Origin of the sequence: Actinomycetospora sp. TBRC 11914 (genome assembly GCF_012933465.1) — a bacterium.
In the GTDB taxonomy this organism is placed as follows: domain Bacteria; phylum Actinomycetota; class Actinomycetes; order Mycobacteriales; family Pseudonocardiaceae; genus Actinomycetospora.
Map to the genome: position 1 here is coordinate 1,123,713 of NZ_JABBND010000001.1, position 24,470 is coordinate 1,148,182.

Genomic DNA, 24,470 nt, shown 5'->3' on the forward strand with positions numbered 1-24,470 from the left:
CGGTTCACCGGCCGGTGGGCGGCGTCCGTGAAACGCCTCCGACGCATTTCCGGATCTCCCGACGACGGAGTGCTCGCGCGTCGACGGAATCGCCGCACCACCGACCTCCGCACCACGACAGCCATGGCGCGGGATCTCTCGGACCGGGGTCCTCGGCGCGGAGACCTCCCTGCTCCATCGCCGTGGCGCCGGAATTCCGGCGCGACACCCGTCCGGGGGTGCAGGTGCGCGCGGCGGACACCGCGAGATGCCCGACGAATGCGTGACGGGAAACCGATCGTTCGTCCGCGGATTCACCCGGAACCGCGCGAGAGGACGTGTGAGCAGGGTGGGACGACCTCCGTGTCGCCCGGGAGCGTGTCGCCCGGAAGGATGCTCGCCGTGCCCCGGCTCCACCGCGTCCTCGAGGTGCTCGCCGCCCGCCGGGCGGAGGGCTCCGGTCCGCACGACCGCTCCGACGGCCACCGCGTCGTCCTCGCGATCGAGGGCGGCGGCAGCCGGGCGACCTACTCGTCGGGGATGGTGCTCGGGCTCGAGCGGCTCGGGCTGGCCGGGTGCTTCGACGCCGTGTACGGCGCCTCGGCGGGGGCGCTCGCCGGCAGCTGGCTGATCGCGAAGCAGGCCGAGGAGTGCTGCGCGGGGTGGTGGCGCCCCGGGCTCATGGAGCGGGTCACCAAGCCGACGCGCGGGCTGCGGGGGCGCCCGGTGGTCGACGTCGAGTACCTGATCCACACCGTCGGGGAGAAGGTCATCCCGGTCCGCTGGTCGGACATCGTCAGCTCCGAGGTGCCGCTGCACCCGGTCGCCACCGACGTCGACACCGGCGAGGCGGTGGACCTGCACGACACCATCCACGACGACGAGTCGCTCAAGCGGGCGCTGCAGGCCTCGGCGAACGTCCCGCTGCTCGCGGGCCTGCCGATCGAGATCGAGGGGCGGCGCCTCGTCGACGCCGCGGTGGCCGAGCCGCTGCCCTTCCACACCGCGCTCGACCAGGGCGCGACGCACGTGCTGATGCTGCGCACCCGCCGCGCCGACCAGGAGGCCATCGACGCGACGCGGCTGGAGAAGGCGCTCGTCGCGCGGCTGGGCGAGGCGCGGGTGCCGGGGCTCGTGCACGTCCTCGGGCGCCGCCTCGAGAACCGGCGCGCCGACGACGAGTGGCTGGCGAAGGCGAGCGCGATCACCGGCGACGAGGGTGTCGACGAGCCCCCGCACCTGCTCGAGGTCCGGCCCCCGGAGGGCGCGGACACGATCAACCCGCTGGAGACCGACCCCGACACCCTGCGCCGCGGCGTCGAGACCGGCTGCGACGCGCTGCGGGCCCTGGTGGAGCCGGCCCTGGGCTGACGCCCATGTGCACGGATGTGGTCGCCAGGACGACCACATTCGTTCACGTGGCGCGCAGCGCCAGCCCCGCGACGATCCGGGCCGCGTCCGCCCCCGCCCGCCGCGCCTGCGCCGCCGACGGCCCGCCGGCCAGCGCCAGCACGGCCTCGGGAACCAGTGCGTGCCGGACGACGACGGCGCCGTCGGCCCCGATGCCCACCCCGACCTCGAGCCGGGACTCCGTGGCCGCGTGCCGCCCGGCGTCGTCGGGACCCGCCACCGTCGAGCCCAGGATCGCCGTCGGGATGCCCTGCTCCTCGGCGCCCGCGCAGACCTCGCGCAGCACGGCGGGCGGGGCGTCGTCGTGGACCGCGACGAGCACGGCGGGAGGCAGCGCGGGGTCGTCGGCGCGGTCGATGCGCCCGTGACAGCCCGGTCCTCCCGACGCGGAGACCCCCGACAGCGGGCTGGTCACGAGGCGACCTGCCGCTGGAGACGCTCCGGTGCCGGACCGGCGGCGGTCCCCGCGTGGGCGTCCACCAGCCCGGCCGCGACCGCGTTGCGCGGGCCCTCGGTGCCGTGGACGTTCCCGATCCCGCAGACCACGCCGTGCGGCGCCAGCGCGTCCGCCACCATCGCCGGGATCTCGAAGTCCAGCGCCGACCCGCCGAGCAGCACCACCGACCCGAGCAGGCGCAGCGACCCCTGCGGCGCGACCTGGGCGAGCGCCCGCAGCGCGTTCACGACGAACACCCGCCGCTTGGCCTCGCGGCGCACCCGCCGGACCTCCTCGAGCGAGGAGCGCACCGGCACCGCCGCGAGCCCCTCGGGCGTCACGGTCACCACGCGCGCGAAGACGTGCGGCGGCAGCGGCGTGGTGAAGAACTGGACGGTGCCGTCCTCGTGGCGGACGTGGAAGAAGCTCTCCACCTTGGCCAGCGGGTGGCGCTTGACCGACTCGGCGGCCTCGCGGTCCTCCAGGCCCAGCTCGGAGTCGATGAGCTTGGTGACGAGCTCCCCGGCGCCGGCGACGTGCACGGCGGACACGCTGCCGTCCCGGTCGAGCAGCGCCGCGTCGGTCGAGCCGCCGCCCATGTCGATGATCGCGATCGGCACCGCCGAGCCCGGCGTCGTCAGCGCCCCCCGCACCGCCACCTCGCCCTCGACCCCGCCGATCACCGTCTCGCACCCGAGCTCGGCCGAGATCGCCCCGGCGACGGCCTGCATCCGGCTGCGGCTGGTGCGGACCATGGCCGCCAGCGCGACGGCGTTCTCCCGCGAGACCTCCCCCGCCAGCCCGCCGCGCACCGCGGCGGGCACGAGGGTGTCGACGGCGAGGACGTCCCGGATCCGGATCTCCGACGCGGGCTGCCCGGTCACGTCGGTCATCGTGTCGCGGACGGTCGCGAGCATGCCGCCGACGTGGGTGCCGGCCTCGCCGTGGACGTCGTCGAGCGGGGCCACCCGCCCGATCGCCTCCATGATCGCCTCGGCCCCGCCGTCGACCCCGACGTCCAGCGATCGTCCGGAGCCGGACAGGGTCAGCGTGCCGACCGGGATGCGCCGGTCGGTGACGTCGCCGGCGGGGGTCCGCACGACGACGGCCGACCGGTTGCCCGAGAGCGCCCGCGCCACCGGTGACACCTGCCGGGTCTGCTCCGCGTCGAGGTCGAACGTCGAGGCCAGCCCGTAGGAGTCCGACAGCGTCCGGATCGTGCGTCCCGGCGGGGCGACCTCCACCGCCGCGAGCATCCCCAGCGGCACCCGGTCGACGGCCGCCACCTCGTCGACCACCGGCACCCGACGCCGCAGCCGGTTCACGACGAGCACCGCGTCGTCGCCGTGCATCACCGCGGCGACGACGTCGACGCCGCGGTCGACCGCGCGGTTGAGCGCCTCGGCGACGTCGTCGAAGTCGGCGCCCGCGCCCACCACGACGACGACCGGCACGCCCGCCTCGACGTCGCCGACCTCGCCCAGCGCGACCGTCGTCCCGACGCCGAGGCCCTCGCCGCCGGGGGTGTCGGGGTTGTGGCCGATCATCGTGGACTCGGTGATGATCGTCTCGGTGATCGTCTCCATCGCGAGGCCGCTGATCACCGGCGTCGCCTCGTTGAGGAGCACGGTCGCGAGGGCGTCAGAGGGCCGTCCGGCGGCGTCGAGGGCACGCCGGACGGCCGTGACGGCCCCGGCGGTGTTCGCCGGGGTGCCCTTCACCCCCGTCGTCGGGGTGAGCGAGGAGGCCAGCCGGTGCACGGCGCCCTGGGCGACCTCGGCGAGGCACGCCTCGGTGGTGGAGTTGCCGATGTCGACGCCGATGACCAGGGCCACTGCCGACCTTCCTGTTCCCCGAGGTGGCCTCCGGCCTCGTGAGCACTCAGTGCCGGTATAGCGACACTTGGTGCTCACGAGCGCGGAGCGCACCTAATCGACCCGCGTGATGACCGGCTCGACCTCGACCGCGGCGCGGGCGTGGTCGATGCACTCGAACTCCTTGAGGTGCAGCAGCGCCGCCTTGGCCTGCCAGCGCGGGCGGGCCATCTGGTCGTTGCGCGTCGGCACCGGCCGGGGGGACTGCCCCTGCGCGTACTGCGCCGCGTTCGCGCCGATCATGCGGAAGACCTCGGCGTCGAGCAGCGGGGCCTGCGGGAAGAGCTCGAGGTTGGACAGCCGCGCCAGGTCGCGCTGGTGGAGCACCGTGGTGCCCCGCGACAGCACGCCCACCGCGATGCCCGACCCCGAGAGCTTCGCCCCGAAGTGCGCGATCGCCGCGAGGTCCGCGGTCCGGTAGACCTTGATGATCCGCGCCGACCCCCCGCGCTCCTCGATGCCCGCCAGCAGCTGACGGATCACCTCGGCGTGCGGCACGTCGACGATCGTCTTCGTGAACGGCTCCCCGAAGGCCGGCGAGAGCGCGATGACGACCTCGTCGGGCCGGGTGCCGCGCTCGGCGGGCCCCACCTCGCGCAGGGTCAGCGTGCGGACCGACTCCACTGCCGCGGTCATACGACCTCCTCCTCGGGGTTCTCGGCGGAGGTGACGTGGCGGAGCTTCTTGAGCTCCTCCCACCGTTCGCCGGACAGGCGGTAGCCGGTGCCGGGACCGGCGTAGTCGTTGGCGTCGTTGATGGCCGCCAGCGGGACGAAGTCGCCGGTGAAGATCGCGGCGGTCTGGAGCAGGTCGCCCGACACGCGCTGGCGCAGCACCTGGAGGTAGTTCTCGGCGACGTCGCCGAAGCCGGTCCGCTCGAGGACCTTCACCAGGTCCAGGCCGGTGATCCCGCGGTCCATGACGCTCTTGGCACCCTCGAGGTCGGCGAGCACGTCGCGGTCGGGGTAGTCGTCGCTGGAGTCGGCGTAGGTCGCCGCCTCCACCTCCTCGTCGGTGATCGCCGGGAGGTCGAGCTCGGCGAACACCGCCTGCATGGCCCGCGCGGCCTTGTTGCGGACCTGCAGGATCACGTCCTCGCGGACGTGGCGCAGGCCGCCGTCGACCTGCATGTCGCGCTGGATGACGTTCCAGTCGTCGTAGTCCTCGGTGTCGAGGTTCGACCCGGCGAACATGTTGTCCTTGTTGGGCACCCCGGAGTACCCGGAGCAGACGAAGTCCGTGCCGGGCAGCATCTGGGGCAGGAGCCGGCTGGTGCGTCGCATCGGCGAGTGCGAGAACGACTGGTCGTTCCCGGACGCGCACTCCAGGTCCATCCAGCTCGCGACGAGGTTCTCCGCCGCGACCGCCCGGATCCCGCCGGGCACCGCGCCGGGCACGCCGATGCAGGAGATCGAGCCGTTCTGCAGGCCCTGCACCCCGGCGCCCTTGGCCATGAGGATGCACCGGATCTCCAGGTACAGCATGGAGCGGCCCTCGGCGTTGCCCATCTGCACCTCGGAGCCGGTGCCCGAGGTGAACCGCATCTTGATGCCGCGGGAGGCGTACGCCGACGCGAGGAACGCCTTCGACCAGGGCGTGTCGTCGCCGTCGACGAACACCGACTCGGTGCCGTAGATCGAGATCGTCTCGGCGTAGGCGGTGATGCCGCGCATGCCGAGGTCGAGCTCGGTGGCCTCCTCGAGCGCGCACTGGGTGAGCACCCCGCCACGGCCGGTCTGCCCGCCGACCTGCAGCCCGATCGCCACCAGCGGGGCGTAGCGCAGCACGCCGAGGGTGGTCTCCAGCTCGGCGAACCCGCGCACCGCGGCCTCGGCGGCGTCCGCCGCGACCTGGATCGGGTTGTCCTTCGCGCTGGTGGAGTGAGCCTGGTTGGCGGGCGTCCGCCGGGAGCGGGTCTTCTGGATCCCCATCATGATCTCGACGACGTTCATCAGCTTGACGACGTCGAGGATCTTGGCGGGGGTCAGGCCACGGCCGAGGGCGACGATCTCGTCGCGGGAGGTCCGCGGGTCGACCAGCATCCGCGCGATCTCCACCGACGGCGTCGCGACGGCGGCCTCGCAGGTCTCGACGTCGATCGCGTGGTCGGCGATGTAGGTGTCCATGAAGTCGAACGCGTCGCGCGTGCGGCCGTCGAGCTCGACGATCCGGCCGTCCTCGACGCGGACGCTCGGCTGCGGGTCGTAGTCCGACTCCATCGCGACGAGGCCCTTCTCGGGCCACTCCTCGACGAAGCCGTCCAGGTTGACGGGGCGGTCCTCGAGGATCGCGGTGCGCTTGGAGGTGTGCACCGCCGACTCCGAGCGGGGGGCCACTGCGGTCATGAGTCCTCCTCGGCGAGCAGCGTGCGGGCGGCGTAGACCTGTGCGGCCTCGCGGACGAGCGCGGCGCACGTCGAGGCCGAGTAGGTGCCCTCCAGCCGGGAGGCGATCTCCTCGAGCTGCGCCGCGGTCGAGGCGTTGGGGCGCAGCGCGTTGTACATCGCGAGCACCTCCTCGTCGGGGATCGCGGTCATCTCGGCCGCGCGGCGGCAGTTCTCGCCGAGCTGGCGGCGACCCACCGACTCGGCGATCTGCCCCTGCATGACGAGGGTGTCGGGGGTGACGCGCAGGTCCTCGTTCGTCACCTCGCCGGACACGACGCCGGCCATGGTGATGTCGCCGAGGGCCTTGCCGGTCGGGGTGCGGAGCAGGTCGGGGCGGTTGATCGAGAGCGGGTAGTCCGCGGGGGTCAGCTCCGAGACGTCGCTGGTCATCGGGAGGCCTCCTTCGACTGGTCGGGCACCACCACGTCGGCGGCGTTCACGGGATGGCGCGGGTCGGCGTTGGCCCCCGCCTCGGCGGACTCCGGCGTCGGGGCCGGCACGGGCTCGTCCTGCGCGGCCGGGACCTCGAAGCGCTCGATGACGAGGACGTAGAGGCCGCCGCCGATCAGGGCACCGATCGCGGGGGCGACGATCGGCAGCCACCAGTAGGGCGTGCCGTCCGGGGTCACCCACGCCGAGTGGTAGCCGGTGATCCACTCCGCGAGCCGGGGCCCGAAGTCACGGGCGGGGTTGATCGCGTAGCCGGCGTTGGTGCCCCACGCGAAGCCGATGCCGAGCAGCAGCAGGCCGACCATGAACGGCAGGAGCATCGAGGCGGCGCCCTGCAGCGTCGCGAGCAGCGCGAACAGCACGAAGACCAGCAGCGCGGTGCCGACGACCTGGTCGAAGAACGCCGTCGTGACGCCGTGGTTGGGCAGCGTCGAGAAGATCGTCTGGGACTTCGACGTGAGCCCGGGGTCGACGGCGACGATGCCCGCGTTGTAGACCCCCCGCGTCACCAGGGCGGCGACGAAGGCGCCGAGGGTCTGGGCGGCGGTGTAGGGCAGGACGTTGCGCCACGGCAGCTTGCGGTAGACCGCCATGGCGAGGGTGACGACGGGGTTGAGGTGGCCGGCGCCGAGCCGGCCGGCCACGTAGATGCCCATGATCAGGCCGGCGACCCAGCCCCAGGTCAGGGTGGCCCAGTCGCCGGCGTCGCCGCCGGAGACCACCATCTGCGCGACCGCGGCGGTACCGAAGATGATCAGGATGAACGTGCCGGCGAACTCGCCGATCAGTTCCCTGGTGAGGGGGGAGGTGCGGGACACGGGGGCTCCTCGGGCGACGGTGCCGGTGGCGCTCAGGCGGGGACGGGGGTGCTGATCGCGGCGACGGCGGCCGTGGCCACCTCGACGTCCTGCTCGGCGGAGCCCGCGCTCACGCCGACCGCGCCCACGAGCACGCCGTCGCGGTACACGGGGATGCCGCCGCCGAAGACGACGAGCCCGCCCGCGGTCTGCTCCAGGCCGTAGAGCTCGGCGCCCGGCTGCACCAGCGGCATGAGCGCCGCCGTGGGCGCCTCCATGAGGATCGAGGTCCTCGCCTTGCGCTGGGCGATGTCGATGCTCGCGCGGATGGCGCCCTCCTGGCGGGCGAACGCGAGCAGGTGGCCGCCGTCGTCGACGACCGCGACGTTCATCGGCTGGCCGATCGCGTCGGCCTTCGCGAGCCCGGCGTCGAGCGCGGCACGGGCGTCGGCCAGGGTCAGGCCCGGCATGGGGTACCTCCACGGGTGCGGGGACGCCACGCCGGAGACCTCGGGTGGCCCGTCGGACGAGGGCCCGACGGATCACGACGCTAGGAGCGCACGACGCCCTCCGACCACGGGGAGTGTTCCTCCTCTGTCCCGTGGGGGATCTCCCGTAGCCCGGCCGGCGGCGGGGTCCGGCACCCGGACGGAGCCGGCCGCCGACCGTGGCCGGCTAGCGCCCCAGGACCGCCGTGCGGGTCGCGGTGAGGTGCTCGACGAGCCGGGCCTGGGCCTCGGTCGCGGCGTCGGGGCCGAGCGCATCGAGGATCGCCTCGTGCTGGGCGAGGATCGCCTCGGCGCGGGCCGGTCCGTGGCCGAGCAGGGAGCCGAGGTTCATCCGCAGCTGGCGGTCGCGCAGCGAGCCGTAGAGCTCGACGAGGATGGGGTTGCGGGCGCTCTCGACGAGGACGGTGTGGAACCGGCGGTCGCCCTCGGCGAAGCCGGTCTCGTCGCCCGCCGCGAAGGCGGCGCGCTGCACCGCGAGCTCCTCGCGCAGGCGGCCCACCACCGCCTCGCGGTCGGCGGCGCCGGCGGCACACAGCTTGGCGACCGCGTGCCCCTCCACCAGCTCGCGCGCCTCGAGCACCGCCTCCACCTCGACCGGCGAGACGGCGACGACGAGGGCGCCGCGCTTCGGGAAGAGCCGGAGCAGCCCCTCGGCCTCCAGGCGCAGGAACGCCTCGCGCACCGGCGTACGGCTCATCGCCAGCGCCTCGGCGACCTGGCCCTCACTGATGAGGTCGCCGCCCGGGAGGCTGCCGTCGAGGATGCCGGCCTTGGTGTGCCGGTACGCCCGTTCCTTCGCCGACAGTCCTCCGCCCACCGTGTCCTCACTCTTGCCGAGCCCGTCGGGGTGACCCTACTCTCACCGCATTGATGCATCTTGTATGCATGCGCCGTCGGGGGCGAGGAGGCCGTTCGTGAGCTCGACGATGCCGTCACGCCCCGAGCCGGACACCGACCCGGAGCCCGACGAGCATCCGCGCTCCGCCACCCGGCACTCCGCGGACCACCACACCGGCGCGCTGCTCGGCTCGGATCCGCTGCTCGGACGGGTCGTCGCCCGGCTCCGCGCCCTCACCGGCGCCGACGCCGGCTGGGTGGTCCGGGTCGACGAGGCCGCGGGCAGCTGGGCGGTCGAGGCCGGCGACGGGCCGGGGCTGCCGCCCGCCGACGTCGTCGCCGAGGTGGTCGCGACCCGGCAGTCCGCGGTGGTCCCGGCCGGGCCCGGCGGTCGCTCGGTCCTTGCGGTCCCGGTGCGCCGCGGGCCGCGCCTGGTCGGGGTGTGCGTGGTCGCCGCCGCGGCCCCGCGCCGGACGTACACCGCCGCCGACCGGGGACTGGCCGAACTGGTCGCCGACTACGCCGCGCTCGCGCTCGCCGACCACGGCGCGCTCGCCGGGCGTGGGCTGATGGAGGGCCTGCGCCAGGAGCTGGCCTGGACCGAGGGCACCGGCGTCCGGGCCGACCTCGTCGCCGTCGGCCAGCCCGCGCTCGACGGCCGGGTGGCCGACGAGGTGTTCCGGGTCGTGCAGGAGGCGCTCGCCAACGTGGTCGCGCACGCCCGGGCCCGTCGGGTCCAGGTGGGCGTCGTCCCCGGGCCGGGGACGCTGACGGTGCTGGTCGAGGACGACGGCCGCGGCTTCGACGTCGCCGCGCACGGCGGGCTCCACGAGGCCGCGTCCGGGACCCGCCGGGGGCTGGCCGCGATGACCGCCCGCGCCCGGCGTCTCGACGGCGAGCTGGAGATCGAGAGCGCGCCCGGCGACGGCACCGTGCTGCGGCTGACCGTCCCGTGCGGAGCGGAGCCGGCGTCCCCCGGCCGGACCCGGCCGTCGGTGCTGGTGGCCGCCGCGCGCCCCGTCGTGCGGGCCGGCGTCGTCCGCCTCCTGCAGCTCGGCGCCCCGGACCTCGGGATGGTCTCGGAGGTCGACGGGTCGGAGGACCTCGCCGCGACCTGCCGGCTCCTCGACCCGGACGTGCTCGTCGTGGAGCCCGACGTGCTCTCCCCCGACGGCGACCTCGCCGTCGCCCTCGGCCGGGTCGCGGACCTGCCCGCACCGCCCGCCGTCGTGCTGCTCGCGTCGTCGTGCCCCGACCACCGCCTGCGCACCGCCGTGGCCGCCGGGGTCAAGGGGTGCGTGGGTCCTGACGACGGCGGCCGGCTCGCCGCCGTGGTCACCGCGGCCGGGCGCGGGGAGACGTCGTTCGCGCCGGACCAGCTCGGGGTGCTCGCCGCCGCGCCCGAGCGCCACCGTGGCGTGACCGCCCGGGAGCAGGAGGTCCGGGGCCTCGTCGCGCAGGGCTTCACCGACCGGCAGATCGCCTCCGCGCTGTCGATCTCGGCGAAGACCGTCGAGAAGCACGTCGGCTCGTTGCTGCGCAAGACCGGCGCCCGCAACCGCACGATGCTGGTCCACCTCGGCGGCCGCTGACGCCGTGTGTGCGTGCGTTCCCGTGTCCTGACACGGGAACGCACGCACGAGGCGTCAGCCGAACGGCAGCAGCTCCCGCGCCACCCCGACCGTCGCCGACAGCCCGCTCACCGGGGTGAAGCGGTCCGAGGCGTCGTTCAGCGCCCGCCACTCGTCGGGCGTCAGCACGATCTCCGCGGCCGCGCAGTTGCTCTCCAGCTGCGCGACGCTCGACGCGCCGGGGATGGCCACGACCTCCGGCCGGTGGATCGTCCAGGCCAGCGCGACCTGCGAGGGCGTCGCGTCGTGGGCGTCGGCGACCTCGCGCAGCGTCGAGATCAGCGGCCGGGCGCGGCGCAGCGACTCGGGGAGGAAGAGCGGGTTGAGCTGGCGGACCCGGTTGGACGGGCGGTGCTCGGCGTCGAACTTGCCCGAGAGGAGGCCCTGCGCGAGCGGGCTGTACGCGATGACCGCCCGGCCCGCCTCGGCCGCGTACGGGAGGAGCTCGCGTTCGGTGTCGCGCGCGACGAGGCTGTACTGGACCTGGTTGGAGATCACCCGGGAGCCCAGGGCGGTCTCGGCCTCCTGCCAGCGGTCGAGCGAGTAGTTGGAGACGCCGACCTCGTCGACGACCCCCGCGGCCTGCAGCGTCCGCATCCCCGGCATCGTGCGCCGGTCGCCGACGACGGGGTTGGGCTGGTGGACCTGGTAGAGGTCCAGCGGGCGGCGCAGCCGGGCGGCGCTCGCGACCCCGCGCTGCTCCACGACCGGACCCACCGGGAGCAGCGGGAAGATCTTCGACGCGACGACGGTGGTCGACGGGTCGGCGTCGGCCTGGTCCAGGGCCTCGCCGAGGATGCGCTCGCTGCGCCCGAAGCCGTAGGCCTCGGCGGTGTCGAACACCGTGATGCCCAGCTCGAGCGCCCGTGTCACGATCCGCGCGGCCTCCGAGTCCGGGCCGGAGGCGTAGTCGCCGCCGTAGCCCCACTCGGACGACCCGAACTGCCAGGTCCCCAGTCCGATCGCCGACCAGCGCTTCGCGGTCGGCAGCTCGAGATAGCGCATGTCTCCTTGCTACCCGATCACGGCGCCGGCCGTCGCGGCCGCGGCCCGGACCGCGGTGAGCACCTCGGCCACCGGGAGGTCCTCGAGGCAGGCGGGCCCGGCGTCCGAGAGCGGGCACCCGGCGTCCCACCAGCACACCTGCTCGGTGATCGCGGTCGGGCGGCGGTGCGGGCAGCCCGGGAAGCCCTGCAGGTCGCGTCCCTCCTCGAGCCCGTAGCGGGTGGCGAGCGTCGGGCCGAAGAGCGCGACGGTGGGGGCACCCACGGCCGCGGCGACGCGGACCGGGCCGGTGTCCCCGCCGACGACGACCCCGCCGCGCTCGCCGACCGCGGCGACGCGGGCCGCGAGACCGCGCAGGTCGGTGGGCGGCAGCGTCGGGACGCCGTCGACGTCCTCCCCCACGGCGGCGACCCCGCGCCCCGCGTCGCGCAGCGCCCGGGCCAGCGCCACCCACCGCGGGGCCGGCCAGCGCTTGACCGCCATGCCCGCCGCGGGCACGAGGAGCACGGTGCCGTCGGGCAGCGCGGCGGTGGCCTGCCGGCCGGCGGCGCGTTCGTCGTCGCCGAGGACGACCCGCGGCGGGCGGACCCGGTCGGCGATGACGCCCTCGGCGGCGAGGATCCGCTGGTAGCGCTCGCCGACGAGCTCGTCGGGCGGCGGGGACCGCCACAGGTTGGACACCGCGCGGGTGCCGCGGGCGGCCGCGTCGTCGTCGACGAGGTCGCCGATGCCGTCGAAGCGGGTGGTGGTGACGACGAGGTCCGGCGCGAGGTCGGCGAGCGCGCTCCCGACGGCGGCCCGCTCGGCGTGCGGCGCGGAGACCCGCACCGCGGACACCGCCGGGTCGCGCTCCAGCAGCACGGCGCCGGGGGCGTGGGTGAGCACGACGAGCTCGCCGCCGGGGTCGGCGTCGCGCAGGGCGTGCACCGAGGGCAGCACCATGACGAGGTCCCCGAGGCCCCCGAGCAGGTCGACGACGAGCGTCCTCACCGGCCGACCTCCGCGTAGACGTCGCGGTGGCGGGCGGCGAGCGTGTCCCAGTCGCGTCCGGCGAGCAGCTCGCGGCCGCCCGCGGCCACGGCGGCGGCGAGCTCCCGGTCGTCGAGGAGCCGGCGCAGCGCGGTGACGAGGACCCCCGCGTCGCGGACCGCGGGCGCCACCACGACCGTCTTCCCGTCCACGAGCTCGCCGTCGGGCTCCTGGTCGGGGCGGCGGGTCACGATCGTGGGCAGGCCGTGGTCGAGCGTGGCGAGCAGGGCGCCGGACTTGGTGGTGGCCCCGGCGGTGAACGGGAGCGCGGCGAGGTCGGCCGCCGACAGCGCGGCGGACACCTCCTCGGCCGGGACGTGGCCGGTGATGACGACGCGGTCGGTCATCCCCGCGGCCTCGACGTGCGCGGTGAGCTCGTCGCGGAACGCGGCCGCCTCGTCGGCGGGCAGCGCCAGCGAGGTGAACCCGCCGAGGACCAGCAGCCGCAGCCGCGGGTGGTCGGCGGCGAGCTCGGCGAGCGCGTCGACGAGGTAGCGCACGCCCTTGACCGGGTGCACGAACCCGAAGAAGGCGACCACCTCGGCGTCGTCGGGCAGCGACCACCGGGCGCGGGTGGCCGCCCGGTCGGTCCCGGGCACGACGGTGACGTTGGGCGGGATCGGCAGGCGGTGCCGCCGCGCCGCGGGGAAGCGGTCGCGCAGCGCGGCCTCGTGCTCCGCGTTGGTGGTGACCACGGCGGCGCTGCGCGGCACGAGGCGCCCGGTCTCGCGGTCGAGCAGCCGGCGACGCTCGAGCGGCGCCCAGATCGTGCCCGGCAACCGCGGCGCCCAGGACCACCAGCCGTACTCGTGCACGGTGGTCACGAGCGGAAGCGACCCGACCCCGTCGGCGACGAGCAGGCCCGGCCAGCCGGAGAAGCCGAACGCCGAGGGCGCGAACTGCAGGTGGACGACGTCGACGTCCGCGCCCCGCACCTCCCGGACGGCGCGCCACGCCCCACGCGGCCCGGGGTCGACGGGCACGTCGAGGACCTCGGTGCCCGCGTCGCGCAGCGCCTCGACCAGCCGGCGGGTGTAGTCGGCCACGCCGTCCTGGGCGGGGTCGGCGCGGCCGTGCAGCATCGCGACACGGGCGGCGGGTACGGGCACGACAGCGGCGCTACCCCGCCCGGGCCCCTCGCCACACCTGCTCCGGCGGGACGGTGCGCGGGTCACTCGTTCCGCTGAACGGGCGACATGATCCGTGACGGTGGAGGGGACCGGGCAGTTTGTCCCCATGTCGCCCGGCTGCACCGCCCGGTGATCCACGAGCCAGCAGCCGATCGAGCTCGTCGCCCCGCGGGGCGGCGGTCCGGGTCCGAGGGCCCGGTCACCGGTGCTCCCAGGTCACCGGTGGCCGGGCCTTCGGCGTGCGGGTCCCCGGCCCGGTCCGGTGCGATCCCGCGGCCGGCGGGTACCTGCTCGCCGTGACCGCCCCCGCCGCCACCGACCTGCCCGGCCTCCCCGTCCACCCCGCGGCCCACCGGCCCGGCGTCGGGGACCCGGACTGGGCGGCGATGGCCCGCATCCTCGTCGTGCGCCCGGACAACGTCGGCGACGTGATCATGACGGTGCCCGCGCTGCGCGCCCTGCGGGCCGCGGCGCCCGCCGCGCGCATCGACCTGCTCGCCTCGCCCGCCGGCGCGGCCGTCGCCCCGCTGATCGACGAGATCGACGGGGTCGTCACCGCCTCGGTGTCCTGGCAGCGGCTCCCCGGCGCCCCGGAGCCCGGGGCCGACGGCGACCCCGACGGTGCCCTGGTCACCGAGCTCGCCGCCCGCGGCTACGACGCGGCCGTCGTCCTCACCTCGTTCTCCCAGTCACCATGGCCCGCGGCCGCGATCTGCCGGCGCGCCGGGATCGGCGTCCGCGTCGGGACCAGCAAGGAGTTCGGCGGCGACGCGCTCACGCACTGGGTGCCCGCGCCGCCCGACCACGGGCACCAGGTCGACCGGGCCCTCGAGGTCCTCGGCGCGGTCGGGGTCCCGGCGCGCGGGACGGGGCTCGCCGTCCGGGTGCCCGCCGACGCCGACGTGCCGGCGCCCGCCGGGCGCTACGTCGTCGTCGCCCCGGGCGCCAGCTGCCCGTCCCGGCGCTGGCCGCCCGAGCGGTTCGCCGAGGTCGGGCGGGCGCTCGCCGAGCGGGGCTGGACGGTGGTGGTAACCGGCACGGCGAAGGAGGCCGAGCTCGTCGACCGGGCCGCGGCGGGCGTGCCCGGAGCGCACCGCCTCGTCGGCACCCTCGACCTCGGGGGGCTGGCGGCGCTCGTCGCCGGCGCGGACGCCGTCGTCGTGAACAACTCCGGCGGGGCTCACCTCGCCGACGCGCTGGGCACCCCGATCGTCGAGCTGTTCGCCGGGACCGAGGAGGTCGGGCAGTACGCGCCGCGCACCGCGCCGGCGCGGGTCCTGACGCGGCCGGTGTCCTGCGCCCCCTGCCGCCAGCTGGTGTGCCCGTTCGGGCAGGAGTGCCTCGACGTCGCGCCCGCGGAGGTCGTGGCGGCCGTCGACGCCCTCACACACATACCGGACTGATCAGCTGGGCACCCCCGCCCGTGCCTGAGACCACCGCCGACGGTCACTGGATCGTCGTCGACGGCCGACGGTGGCGCGCGACCGATCCGGCGATCCCGGAGAGCGACGCGTCCCGGTTGCGGCGCTGGCTGATGGCCGCCCGGCGGGACGTCGGGACGGCCACCCGGGCCGGCGACCAGGACGCCGAGCGGTCGGCGCGCCGCCGCGTCCACGCGGCGAAGACCGCGCTGGGCGAACGCGGCCCGCGGTGGTGGGAGCAGTCCGACGACGAGCGCCGCGCGCGCTGGTCGGACGGGCTGGAGCAGGCCGGGACCGAGGGCTACTGAGCCCCGGGGCCCGTGGACATCCCCGAACAGCAGGAGAGCACCGTGACCACCCCGAACACCGAGCGCGACCACAACGACCCGGACCCGGCCCGCTCCAGCGCGACGCTGTCCGCCTTCACCGGCCAGGTGCAGCGCCGGCTCGGCCTGGAGACCGAGAGCGAGGCCGAGCTCCTCACGCGGGCGACGCTGAACGAGTTCGGCAAGGCGGTCAGCTCCGGCATCGCGCAGGACCTCACCGTGACCCTGCCGCCCGAGCTGTCCGCCGAACTGCGCGCCCAGCACCAGTCCGACGACCAGGCCCGCGCGGTCGACAAGGCGGCGTTCGTCGACGCCGTCAGCGGCGCGGTGCACTCGGTCGACGCCGACGAGGTGGAGCGCCAGGTCGAGCAGGTGCTCCGGCTGCTGCGCGAGTGGCTGCCCGAGGACCAGGTCGACCGCACCCTCGAGCAGCTGCCCGGCGGGCTCGCCGAGCTGATGCGCTGACCCGACCGCCGGGCACCGTCGGCCACCCCCGATGGCCGACGGTGCCCGTGGTCGCCGCGGTCAGCGCCGCGGGTTCGTGGCGCCCGGGTCGGTGATCGGGGCCGGGTCGCCGGCCGGCGGGGTCGGCTCCTTCGTCCTCGTGGGCCGGGTGGGCCTGGTCGGCTCCGCCGGGTCCGAGGGCTCGGCCGGCTTCGTGGGCTGCGTGGCCGGCGGGTCCTGCGTGGCCGGCGGTGCCGCGGGGGGCGCGGCGACCGGCGGGGCGGCCGGGGCCGCCGCGACCGGCGCGGGCACGACCGGGGCGGCGGTCCGCACGACGCGCGCCGCGGTCCGGGTCGCGGTGTCGGTGGGGGCGTCGGACGTGGTCGGATCGGTGGTCGGCGCCGGGTCGCCGGTGGCCTCGTCGGTGCTCGGGGCGGGCCCGAGCGCCGGCAGCACGGGCGCGGCCGGCACCGAGGCGGCGGCGCCGGTCGGGACCGTCGCCACCCCCGCCATGGCCGCGAGGCTCGTCACCGGGGCCACGCCGGTGGCCACGACCAGGCCCAGGGCGGCGGTCGCGGCGACGACGAAGCCCAGCAGGGAGTGCGCGGCCCCCGGCACGCCCGGCCGTCGGCCCGGGGAGCGGACCTCGGCCTCGATCAGCGAGGTCTCCGGCTCGGGCACCTGCGGCTCCGGAGGCGGCGGCGGGGGTGTCACGCGAGGATCAACGACGTCACCCGTTCAGGGGTGACGCTTCTGAGTGGACCGACCACGGCGGGTGAGCATCGTCCCCGCCGTGGTCGCCCACAGTGATCTCAGCGGCGCGGCGGGGCCGCCTCCAGGTGGACCACCTTCGTCGTCGTCATCTCGTCGAGCAGCTCCGGCCCGTACCCGAAGCCCGAGCCCGAGAGCCCCCGGGGCTGTGCCGCGCCGCCCGGCGCGCCCCCGAACACCGCGTTGACCTTGACGGTGCCGACGGGCAGCGCCCGCCAGGCCTCCTGCGCGTGCGCCATGTCCGGGGTGAGGACGGTGGCGGCGAGGCCGTGCGGGTCGTCGACAGACTCGGCGAGTCCCTGCTCGAAGGACTCCACCACCCGCACCGGTGCCACCGGCCCGAACGTCTCCTCGCGCAGGATGCGCATCTCCGGGGTGCACCCGGACAGCACCGTCGCGGGGTAGAACGCGCCGGGGCCGGTCGGCAGCTCGCCGCCCGCGTGGGCCACCGCGCCGCCCGCCAGGGCCTCGGCGACGTGGGAGTGCACGTGCTCGCGCTGCCGCCGGTCGACCAGCGGGCCGAGCGCCTTCTGCCCCGGGGTCGAGGGCCGGTACACCCACCGCCCGGCCTCCTCGGCGAGCGCGGCGAGGAACTCGTCGGCCACCCCGCGGTGGCAGTAGATCCGCTCCACCGACACGCACACCTGGCCGCCGTTCGCGTACGACCCGAGCGCCGCCTGCTCGGCCGCCCACCGCGGGTCCACCCCGTCGTCGACGATCAGCGGGTCGTTGCCGCCGTTCTCCAGCAGCACCTTCGCCCCGGTGCCGACCGCGGCTTCGGCGATCGCGCGGCCCGCCGCGACCGAGCCGACGTGGGCGATGAGGTCGACGGCCTCGTGGGCGCACAGCAGTGCGCCGGTGGGCCCGGCGCCGTCGACGACGGTGAGCACGCCCTCGGGGAGGAAGGAGGCGAGCAGGTCGGCGACCCGGCGGCCCAGGTGGGGGCAGCGCTCGCTCGGCTTGTGCACGACGGTGTTGCCGGTGACCAGCGCCGCCCCGATCAGCCCGGCGGCGACGGCGACCGGGTCGTTCCACGGCGTGATCGCCGCGACCACCCCGCGGGGGCCCGGGACCATGAGGTCGGTGGCCGACCAGGAGCCCTGCAGCGACCGCCCGCGGTGCACCGGGCCGAGCTCGGCGTACTGCTCGAGGGTCCCGGCGGCGGCCAGCACCCCGCCCAGGCCGTCGTCGTACGGCCGGCCGGTCTCGGTCTCGTTGAGCCGGGCCAGGTCCTCGGCCTCGGCCCGCAGCGCGGACGCCGCCTCGCGCACCCGCCCGGCGCGCTCGGCGGGGTCGGTGCGGGCCCAGTCCGGTGCCGCGCCGGCCGCGCGGCCGACGGCGTCGTCGACCTCGTCCGGCCCGGCGGGCGCCACCCGTCCGACGACCTCGTCGGTCGCCGGGTCGCGGATCTCGATGTCGGCGGCCGCTGTGGTCACCTGCTCCTCCTCGCACGAAGACGTGTGTCCTCGAGGAGGTGCCCTCCACCACGGGCGATCACGCGTGCCGTCGGTCGCGGGCGGTGTCGGGGCGTCGATCAGGTCAGCGCGAGCAGGACGACGAACGAGCACAGGTTGAACGAGGCGTGCGTGACGAAGCACGGCCAGATCGACCGGGTGCGCTCGTAGAGCACGGCGTTGAGCACCGCGAGCACCAGCACCGCCAGGAACACGACGTTGAGCCCGTGGGCGATCGCGAAGACGAGGCTCGACACGATCGTCGCCACGACCGGCCCGTAGCGGCGCATCGCGCCGTAGCCGACGCCGCGGAACAGCAGTTCCTCCCCCAGCGGGACCACCAGCCCGCCGAGCAGCACCACCCAGAACGCGGCGGCGACGCCGGAGAACTGGGTGAGGTCCTGCTGGGGATCGCTGTGGTCGCCGGTGAGCGAGACGTAGACGATGATGATCACCCGGGACAGCAACCAGACCCCGATGCCGAGGCCGACCGCGAGGGCGATCATCCGCGGCGGGACCGCCCGGATCCCGACGGCGGCCGGCCGTCTGACGCGCAGCGCGACCGCCACGGCCACCGCGGCGAACGCCGACACGGCGGACACGGCGAGCAGCAGCGCCGACGAGGGCAGGCGCCCGTAGGCCGTGATGACCACGACGCCGAGGCCGAGCTGGACCGCGACGTAGACGACCGCGCCGGTGAGGAACTCGATCCATCCCAGGCGGCGTCCGTCCCGACCGACGCCGATGGGGGGTCGCTCGGGCAGCGCGGCGCCGCCGAGGCCGGCGGGTGCGTCGGTCACCCCGGCAGTATCCGTCCCGACGACGGCGGGCTCCGCGTCCGCGGGCTCGGGCTCCTCGCCGTCACCGGGCCGGGTCACGAGCCGTCCCGGGCCTTCCGGGTGGCGCGGTCGTTGGCCTTCTCGAGGGCGTCGACGAGCTCGTCCTTGTCCATCGTGGAGCGCCCCTCGACGCCGAGCTGCTGGGCCCGCTCGTAGAGGTGTTCCTTGCTGGCGTTGGCGTCGACGCCGCCCGCGGGCTTCCCGTCCGGGTCGCGGCCGCCGCTCTCGGCACGCGAGTCCGAGGGCCCCTTCTCCTCCTTGGGCTCCCAGTGGTCGCCGACCTTCTCGTAGCTGTGCTTCAGCGCCGAGTACGCCGTGCGGCTCGCCCGCTCGCCCTTGCCGTACGTCTCCTCCGCCGACTCCTTCGCCTTCGCGTAGGTGTCCCGCGCGCCCTTCTCGGAGCGCTGCAGCGTCGACGGCAGGTCGTCGAAGTCCTCAGGCATGACGGCGGGTTACCCGCTCACCCCCGGGAGCCCACCGACAGGTGCGCCACGCTCTCCACCACCTGGTTGGGGCGGTAGGGGTAGCGGTCGAGCTCCGCGACGCCGGTCACCCCCGAGAGCACGAGGATCGTGTGCAGGCCCGCCTCCATGCCCGCGACCATGTCGGTGTCCATGCGGTCGCCGATCATCGCGGTCGTCTCGGAGTGCGCGCCGATGGTGTTCAGCCCGGCCCTGATCATCAGCGGGTTCGGCTTGCCGACGAAGTAGGGCTGCTTGCGGGTCGCGTGGGTGATGAGCGCGGCCACCGAGCCGGTGGCGGGCAGCGTGCCCTCGGCCGACGGGCCGGTCGCGTCGGGGTTGGTGCAGATGTAGCGCGCGCCGGCCTCGATGAGCCGGATCGCCCGGGTGATCGCCTCGAAGGAGTAGGTCCGGGTCTCGCCGATGATCACGTAGTCCGGCTCGCGCTCGGTGAGCACGTACCCGGCCTCGTGCAGCGCCGTCGTCAGGCCCGCCTCCCCGACGACGAAGGCGGTGCCGCCGGGTCGCTGGTCGGTGAGGAACTGCGCGGTCGCGAGCGCCGAGGTCCAGAGGTTCTCCACCGGGATGTCGATGCCGCTCGCGCGGAGCCGGGCCTGGAGGTCGCGCGGGGTGTAGATGGAGTTGTTGGTGAGGACGAGGAAGTGCTTGCCGGCCTCGCCGAGACGGCGGATGAACTCGTCGGCCCCCGGGAGCGCGTTCTCCTCGTGGACGAGCACGCCGTCCATGTCGATGAGGTAGTGCTCCAGGTCGGGGAGATCCTCGGGCGTCGTCATGCGGCCCTCAGGTGGGTCTCGAAGAACCGCAGGATGCGGCCCCAGGCGTCCTCGGCGGCGTCGTGGTCGTGGTGCAGGCCGAGCCGGCGCACGACGGTCTGCGCGGGGAAGCGCTCCAGGAACGAGTGGCCCGCCGTCGGGTAGGTCGTCACGTCCTTCTCCACGCCCAGCGCGTCCAGCGCCGCCTCCAGCCGCTCGGGGTGCCCCTTGAGGGACACGTCGCGCGCGCCGAAGCTCGCCACCACCGGGCAGATGCCCTCGAGCTCGCGCTCGGCGTCGGTGGGGACGTGGCCGTAGTTGGGCGCCGCGGCGGCGAAGTCCTGCCGGGCGGCCGCGAGGAGCGCGAACCCCCCGCCCTGGCAGAAGCCGATGACCCCGAGCCGCCCGGTGCAGTCGTCGCGACCGGCGAGCCAACCGCGCGCGGCGTCGATGTCGTCGAACACCGGGCCGGTGCCGCTGGTCATCGAGCGGAACACCGCCGCGACGCAGCGCGGCCCGCCGCCGCGCGGCGAGTAGAGCCGGGGCGCGACCGCGACGTAGCCCGCCGTCGCCAGCCGGTCGGTGTGCTCGCGGAGGTCGTCGGTCATGCCCAGGGCGTCCTGGAGGACGACGACGCCGGGCCAGGGCCCGTCGCCGACCGGGGGCGTCGCGAGGTAGGCCTCCTGGTGCGAACCGGCGCCGGCGGGGATGTGCAGATCGGGCACCTCGGGGTCCTTCCTGCGACGGGGCGGTGCTGCGCGGGGCGGGTGACAGCGTGGCAGGCTCGCGGCGCCCCGCGCAGCGTGACCACCGGCCGGGGTGGGTGATGAGGGACGGGAGGGCCGTGGTGGCCGAGGAACGGGTGCGGGTGTCCGAGGAGACGCCGGGCGTGGTGCGCGTCGCGCTCACCAACGGACCGGGCAACAACGTCGTCGACTTCGAGCTCGGCCGCCAGCTCCGCGAGGCCCTCGCCGGGCCCGCCCGGTCCGCGCGGGTGGTCGAGATCGTCGCCGAGGGACCCAACTTCTGCGTCGGCGGCGACGTGCGCGGCTTCGCGGCGGACCCGGACGCCAGCCTCACCGCGCTCGCCGACGACTTCCACTCCTGCCAGCGGCTCGTCTGGGGCCTCGCGCAGCCCGTCGTCGTCGGCGTCCAGGGGTGGGCCGCGGGCATCGGCCTGTCGTTCGCGCTGACCGGGGACGTCATCGTGCTCGCCGCCGGCGCGAAGCTGCGCCCGGCCTACACCGCGATCGGGCTGACCCCCGACGGCGGCATGACCGCGACGCTGCCCGCGGCGGTCGGGCGCGCGAAGGCGCTGGACATGTTCCTGACCAACCGGCCCATGGGTGCCGAGGAGGCGCTCGCGTCCGGGCTGGCGAGCCGCGTCGTGCCCGACGCCGACCTGCACTCCGAGACCGCCGCGATCGCGGCGACCATCGCGGCCGGGCCCGCGCAGGCCCTGGCGGCGACGAAGAAGCTGGTGCGCACCGCCGACGGCGTGCTCACCGACGCCCACCTCGAGGTGGAGGCGAAGTCGATCGGCGACCGCGGGCTCTCGGCCGAGGGGCGGGAGGGCGTGGCGTCGTTCGTGGAGAAGCGGTCGCCGAGGTGGCCTTCGGCCATGTGAACGAATGTGGTCGCCGGGGCGACCACATCCGTTCACGTGCGAAGCTCGACCCGTGCGTCTCCCCCTGCGCGCCCGGGTCGTCGGCGCCCTCCGCACTCGCCTCAGCGGCTCCGTCGCCCACCTGCCGCCCGAGGAGGTCCCGGCCGCGCGCGAGCGGTCGGGGCGCGTCCAGGCCGGGCCCGCGGGCCGGTTCATCGTCGGCAGCCACGACCGCGGCGTGGTCACCCAGGACACGGTGGTCACGACGCCGGACGTGGTCCTGCCGGTGCGCGTCTACCGGCCCCCGGAGACCGCGACGGTGCCCGCGCCGCTCGTCGTGAACTTCCACGGCGGCGGCTACGTCCAGGGCGACCTCGACCAGTCCGACTGGTTCTGCGGGCAGGTCGCGCTGCTCTCCGGGGCGGTCGTCGTGTCGGTCGACTACCGGCTGGCGCCCGAGCACCCCTTCCCGGTCCCCGCGCAGGACGCCTACGCCGCCACCTCGGCCCTCGCGGCCGAGCCGGGCCGCTGGGGCATCGACGCCGGCCGGATCGGCGTCATGGGCGACAGCGCCGGCGGCAACCTCGCGACCGTCGTGTGCCTCATGGCCCGGGACGCGCGCCGCCGCGGCGAGGACGCCCCGGCGATCGGGGTCCAGGGCCTCGTCTATCCGGGCACCGAGATGGTCGAGGTGCTGCCGTCCGAGCGGGCCATCCCGCACGCGCCGATCCTCGACGCCGCCGACATCCGCGGGTTCGCCTCGCTCTACCTGGCCGGCGCCGACGGGACGGTGCCCTACGCGTCCCCGCTGCGCGCGGACCTCACCGACCTCCCGCCCGCCGTCGTGCAGACCGCGGAGCACGACCCGCTGCGCGACCACGGCCGGTTCTACGTCGACGCACTGCGCCGGGCCGGCGTGGCCGTGCGGCACACCGAGTACCAGGGCGCGCCGCACGGCTACATCTCGATGCCGCGCCTGCTGCCCACCGTCGCGCACCAGTCGGCGTGGGAGATCGCCGACGCGGTGCGCCGCGAGCTGGTGGACGCCCCTGACGGCGGGCCCGCCGCGTCCGCCGTCAGGGAACGATCTGCACCCGGTCGTTCGGGTTGAGGTGCTCGAAGAACCGCTTCGCGTCGGCCTCCTCGAGGCGCACGCACCCGGCGGACTGCCGGTCGAGGGTCCCCTGGTGGAAGGCCCGGCCGTTGCCGTCGAAGAACACCGCGTAGGGCATCTTCGCGCCCTCGAACTCCTGGCTGACGTGGTAGCGGTCCTTGCGCTGGACGACGAAGTCGCCGACGGGCGTCTCGTGCCCCTTGCCGCCGTGGGAGTTGGCCACCGGTCCGTGCACGACGCGGCCCTGCCCGTCGAGCAGCCACGCCCGGTTCTCCGACAGGTCGACGCACGCCTTGATCGTCGGCGTCGTGCACGGGGTCCCGCCGACCCCCGGCGCGGTGGCCGGGGCCGCGGCCGCGACCCCGGAGCACTGCACCACGCCCATCCCCACCGCCGCCACCGACAGCGCGGCGCGCCCCACGCGCCCGTCCCGCTGCCTGCGGTGCCTGCCCTGCGCCACTGAAGACCTCGCTCGAGAAGTTCCGCCCCGCCGCACGCTGTCCCGCGCCGGCATGCGCGCACAGCTGCCCGCGAGCGCGCACGAACCGGACAACGACGCGGAATCGGGACGGTGACGACCGGGATGAGCGAGGCGAGATCGGTCGTCGTGGGGCAACCCGGACAGGGGTCGCGCGTCGTGGGCCGAGCGAGGGGCACACCGGGCAGGTCACGGGCGGCCGGGGCCTGCGTCACGTGCCCCTGATCAGCGGGTTCGGCGGCTCAGTCCAGGGCGTCGACCGCGCGGCGGAACGCGTCGTAGGCCTCGTCGCCGAACAGCACGAAGCGGGCCTCCTCGACGTCGGTCGGCGTGGCGGCGACCGTCCCGACCGCGATCCGCGCCGCGTCGTCCATCGGCCAGCCGTAGATCCCGGCCGACACCGCGGGGAACGCCACGGTCCGGGCGCCGATCTCGTCGGCGACCCGCAGCGACTCCCGGTAGGCCGAGGCCAGCAGCTCGGAGCGGTCCTCGCGCTTCGCGTGGACCGGCCCGACGGTGTGGATGACGTGGGCCGCGGGGAGGTTCCCGCCGGTCGTCGCGACCGCCTGCCCCGTCGGGAGCCCGTCGGGCAGCGTCGTCGCCCGCAGCTCCCGGCAGGCCGCGAGGATCGCCGGGCCGCCCGCGCGGTGGATGGCGCCGTCGACCCCGCCGCCGCCCAGCAGGCCGGAGTTCGCGGCGTTGACGACCGCGTCCACGTCCTGGGTGGTGATGTCGCCCCGGGCGAGCGTGATGCGTGCTCCCACGGCGGCACGTCTACCCCTCGGCGCCGGGTGGCATGCGCCGGGCCGGGGCGTGCCACGATGCGCGCCATGACGTCCGTGGAGACGACCGACCGCAGCATCCAGGTGTCCCGGACGATCGACGCGCCGCCCGAGCGCACGTTCGCGCTGATCGCCGACCCGGACCGCCACCCCGACCTCGACGCCTCCGGGATGATCCGGGCCTCGCGCACCCACCTCGCGATCGAGGAGCTCGGGGACGTGTTCGTGATGGACATGCACAGCGAGCTGTTCGGCGACTACACGACCGAGAACCACGTGATCGTCTACGAGCCCGACACCGCCCTCGGCTGGGCGCCCGCCGCTCCGGGCGAGGAGCCCGCCGGGCACACGTGGATCTACCGGCTCGACCCGGTGGGCGACGACGGCACGCGGGTGACGCTGACCTACGACTGGTCCGGCATCACCGACACGGAGATGCTCCGGTACTTCCCGGTGGTCGACGCGGACGGGGTCGCGGCGTCGCTGGACCTGCTGGCGGAGGCGCTCGCGTAGGTGGCCGGCCGCCCT

27 protein-coding genes are annotated in these 24,470 nt (G+C 75.5%); 8 read left to right on the forward strand and 19 right to left on the reverse strand.

The genetic code is table 11. The annotated features are described in order from the left end of the window. Positions 1-381: 381 nt before the first annotated feature. Positions 382-1,350 (forward strand): patatin-like phospholipase family protein, encoded by a 969-nt coding sequence (locus HH311_RS05310; RefSeq protein WP_211189507.1) that lies wholly within the window; start codon positions 382-384, stop codon positions 1,348-1,350. 43 nt (positions 1,351-1,393) lie between these two features. Here the strand turns inward: HH311_RS05310 and HH311_RS05315 are convergent, their stop codons facing one another. The 8 genes from HH311_RS05315 to HH311_RS05350 all read right to left on the reverse strand — a co-directional run bounded on the left by HH311_RS05315 (position 1,394) and on the right by HH311_RS05350 (position 8,658). Further along, positions 1,394-1,804 (reverse strand): glycerol dehydratase reactivase beta/small subunit family protein, encoded by a 411-nt coding sequence (locus tag HH311_RS05315; protein ID WP_169182440.1) that lies wholly within the window; start codon positions 1,802-1,804, stop codon positions 1,394-1,396. After that, entirely contained in the window at positions 1,801-3,660 is a 1,860-nt protein-coding gene (locus HH311_RS05320; protein WP_169182441.1) for a diol dehydratase reactivase subunit alpha, read from the reverse strand. The genes HH311_RS05315 and HH311_RS05320 overlap by 4 nt, the downstream gene beginning before the upstream one ends. A gap of 93 nt (positions 3,661-3,753) precedes the next feature. Then, the gene (locus HH311_RS05325) at positions 3,754-4,335 is read right to left on the reverse strand and encodes a propanediol/glycerol family dehydratase medium subunit (protein ID WP_169182442.1); all 582 of its coding nucleotides are present in this window, start codon (positions 4,333-4,335) and stop codon (positions 3,754-3,756) included. Then, positions 4,332-6,044: a propanediol/glycerol family dehydratase large subunit gene (locus tag HH311_RS05330; RefSeq protein ID WP_169182443.1), complete on the reverse strand. Its 1,713-nt coding sequence runs from the start codon at positions 6,042-6,044 to the stop codon at positions 4,332-4,334. Before HH311_RS05330 ends, HH311_RS05325 begins: the two co-directional genes overlap by 4 nt. Beyond that, positions 6,041-6,475 (reverse strand): diol dehydratase small subunit, encoded by a 435-nt coding sequence (locus tag HH311_RS05335; protein ID WP_169182444.1) that lies wholly within the window; start codon positions 6,473-6,475, stop codon positions 6,041-6,043. Before HH311_RS05335 ends, HH311_RS05330 begins: the two co-directional genes overlap by 4 nt. After that, a complete protein-coding gene (locus tag HH311_RS05340; protein WP_169182445.1) occupies positions 6,472-7,353 on the reverse strand; it encodes an MIP/aquaporin family protein in 882 nt (293 codons plus the stop codon). Before HH311_RS05340 ends, HH311_RS05335 begins: the two co-directional genes overlap by 4 nt. Before the next feature lie 32 nt (positions 7,354-7,385). Continuing rightward, positions 7,386-7,802 carry a heme-binding protein gene (locus HH311_RS05345; protein ID WP_169182446.1) on the reverse strand — a complete coding sequence of 139 codons (417 nt, stop codon included), beginning with the start codon at positions 7,800-7,802 and terminating at the stop codon, positions 7,386-7,388. Positions 7,803-8,007: 205 nt separating this feature from the next. Further along, positions 8,008-8,658 (reverse strand): GntR family transcriptional regulator, encoded by a 651-nt coding sequence (locus HH311_RS05350; RefSeq protein ID WP_169182447.1) that lies wholly within the window; start codon positions 8,656-8,658, stop codon positions 8,008-8,010. Positions 8,659-8,755: 97 nt separating this feature from the next. Between HH311_RS05350 and HH311_RS05355 the strand changes: the two genes are divergently transcribed. Continuing rightward, complete coding sequence (locus tag HH311_RS05355; protein ID WP_169182448.1) at positions 8,756-10,270, forward strand: response regulator transcription factor family protein; 1,515 nt, start codon at positions 8,756-8,758, stop codon at positions 10,268-10,270. A gap of 54 nt (positions 10,271-10,324) precedes the next feature. Here HH311_RS05355 and HH311_RS05360 read toward each other — a convergent pair whose 3' ends face one another. The 3 genes from HH311_RS05360 to HH311_RS05370 are packed head-to-tail and all read right to left on the reverse strand — an operon-like array spanning position 10,325 to position 13,452. Then, positions 10,325-11,314 carry an aldo/keto reductase gene (locus tag HH311_RS05360; RefSeq protein ID WP_169182449.1) on the reverse strand — a complete coding sequence of 330 codons (990 nt, stop codon included), beginning with the start codon at positions 11,312-11,314 and terminating at the stop codon, positions 10,325-10,327. Between the two features lie 9 nt (positions 11,315-11,323). Next, positions 11,324-12,304, reverse strand: coding sequence for a glycosyltransferase family 9 protein (locus tag HH311_RS05365; RefSeq protein ID WP_211189508.1), 981 nt, complete (start codon positions 12,302-12,304; stop codon positions 11,324-11,326). Next, on the reverse strand, positions 12,301-13,452 hold the full coding sequence (locus HH311_RS05370; protein ID WP_169182450.1) for a glycosyltransferase: 1,152 nt from the start codon (positions 13,450-13,452) through the stop codon (positions 12,301-12,303). Before HH311_RS05370 ends, HH311_RS05365 begins: the two co-directional genes overlap by 4 nt. 317 nt (positions 13,453-13,769) lie before the next feature. Here HH311_RS05370 and HH311_RS05375 point away from each other — a divergent pair, with 317 nt between their 5' ends. Genes HH311_RS05375 through HH311_RS05385 form a run of 3 tightly spaced genes read left to right on the forward strand, consistent with a single transcriptional unit; the run spans position 13,770 to position 15,685 of the window. Next, entirely contained in the window at positions 13,770-14,876 is a 1,107-nt protein-coding gene (locus HH311_RS05375) for a glycosyltransferase family 9 protein (protein ID WP_211189509.1), read from the forward strand. Between the two features lie 20 nt (positions 14,877-14,896). After that, the gene (locus tag HH311_RS05380) at positions 14,897-15,202 is read left to right on the forward strand and encodes a hypothetical protein (RefSeq protein WP_312029954.1); all 306 of its coding nucleotides are present in this window, start codon (positions 14,897-14,899) and stop codon (positions 15,200-15,202) included. A gap of 42 nt (positions 15,203-15,244) precedes the next feature. Further along, complete coding sequence (locus HH311_RS05385; RefSeq protein WP_169182451.1) at positions 15,245-15,685, forward strand: DUF2267 domain-containing protein; 441 nt, start codon at positions 15,245-15,247, stop codon at positions 15,683-15,685. A gap of 60 nt (positions 15,686-15,745) precedes the next feature. Here HH311_RS05385 and HH311_RS05390 read toward each other — a convergent pair whose 3' ends face one another. The 6 genes from HH311_RS05390 to HH311_RS05415 form a co-directional block, all read right to left on the reverse strand. Next, positions 15,746-16,345 (reverse strand): hypothetical protein, encoded by a 600-nt coding sequence (locus HH311_RS05390; RefSeq protein ID WP_169182452.1) that lies wholly within the window; start codon positions 16,343-16,345, stop codon positions 15,746-15,748. A 131-nt stretch (positions 16,346-16,476) separates the two neighbouring features. Next, positions 16,477-17,871 (reverse strand): aldehyde dehydrogenase, encoded by a 1,395-nt coding sequence (locus HH311_RS05395; protein WP_169182453.1) that lies wholly within the window; start codon positions 17,869-17,871, stop codon positions 16,477-16,479. A 98-nt stretch (positions 17,872-17,969) separates the two neighbouring features. Further along, positions 17,970-18,689: a CPBP family intramembrane glutamic endopeptidase gene (locus HH311_RS33115; RefSeq protein WP_169182454.1), complete on the reverse strand. Its 720-nt coding sequence runs from the start codon at positions 18,687-18,689 to the stop codon at positions 17,970-17,972. A 74-nt stretch (positions 18,690-18,763) separates the two neighbouring features. Beyond that, entirely contained in the window at positions 18,764-19,171 is a 408-nt protein-coding gene (locus HH311_RS05405) for a ChaB family protein (RefSeq protein WP_169182455.1), read from the reverse strand. Positions 19,172-19,188: 17 nt separating this feature from the next. Then, complete coding sequence (locus tag HH311_RS05410; protein WP_169182456.1) at positions 19,189-19,983, reverse strand: HAD-IIA family hydrolase; 795 nt, start codon at positions 19,981-19,983, stop codon at positions 19,189-19,191. After that, positions 19,980-20,687 carry a dienelactone hydrolase family protein gene (locus HH311_RS05415; protein WP_169182457.1) on the reverse strand — a complete coding sequence of 236 codons (708 nt, stop codon included), beginning with the start codon at positions 20,685-20,687 and terminating at the stop codon, positions 19,980-19,982. Before HH311_RS05415 ends, HH311_RS05410 begins: the two co-directional genes overlap by 4 nt. Positions 20,688-20,788: 101 nt before the next feature. Here HH311_RS05415 and HH311_RS05420 point away from each other — a divergent pair, with 101 nt between their 5' ends. Continuing rightward, positions 20,789-21,589 (forward strand): enoyl-CoA hydratase/isomerase family protein, encoded by an 801-nt coding sequence (locus tag HH311_RS05420; RefSeq protein ID WP_169182458.1) that lies wholly within the window; start codon positions 20,789-20,791, stop codon positions 21,587-21,589. Positions 21,590-21,641: 52 nt separating this feature from the next. Then, positions 21,642-22,679 carry an alpha/beta hydrolase gene (locus HH311_RS05425; RefSeq protein WP_169182459.1) on the forward strand — a complete coding sequence of 346 codons (1,038 nt, stop codon included), beginning with the start codon at positions 21,642-21,644 and terminating at the stop codon, positions 22,677-22,679. Here HH311_RS05425 and HH311_RS05430 read toward each other — a convergent pair. Next, entirely contained in the window at positions 22,645-23,103 is a 459-nt protein-coding gene (locus HH311_RS05430; RefSeq protein WP_312029955.1) for a L,D-transpeptidase, read from the reverse strand. The two genes, HH311_RS05425 and HH311_RS05430, sit on opposite strands and share 35 nt — an antisense overlap. 299 nt (positions 23,104-23,402) lie before the next feature. Then, on the reverse strand, positions 23,403-23,924 hold the full coding sequence (locus HH311_RS05435; protein WP_169182461.1) for an O-acetyl-ADP-ribose deacetylase: 522 nt from the start codon (positions 23,922-23,924) through the stop codon (positions 23,403-23,405). Between the two features lie 66 nt (positions 23,925-23,990). On the opposite strand from HH311_RS05435, the gene HH311_RS05440 reads away from it, so the two are divergent. Further along, complete coding sequence (locus HH311_RS05440; protein ID WP_169182462.1) at positions 23,991-24,455, forward strand: SRPBCC family protein; 465 nt, start codon at positions 23,991-23,993, stop codon at positions 24,453-24,455. Positions 24,456-24,470 lie beyond the last annotated feature (15 nt).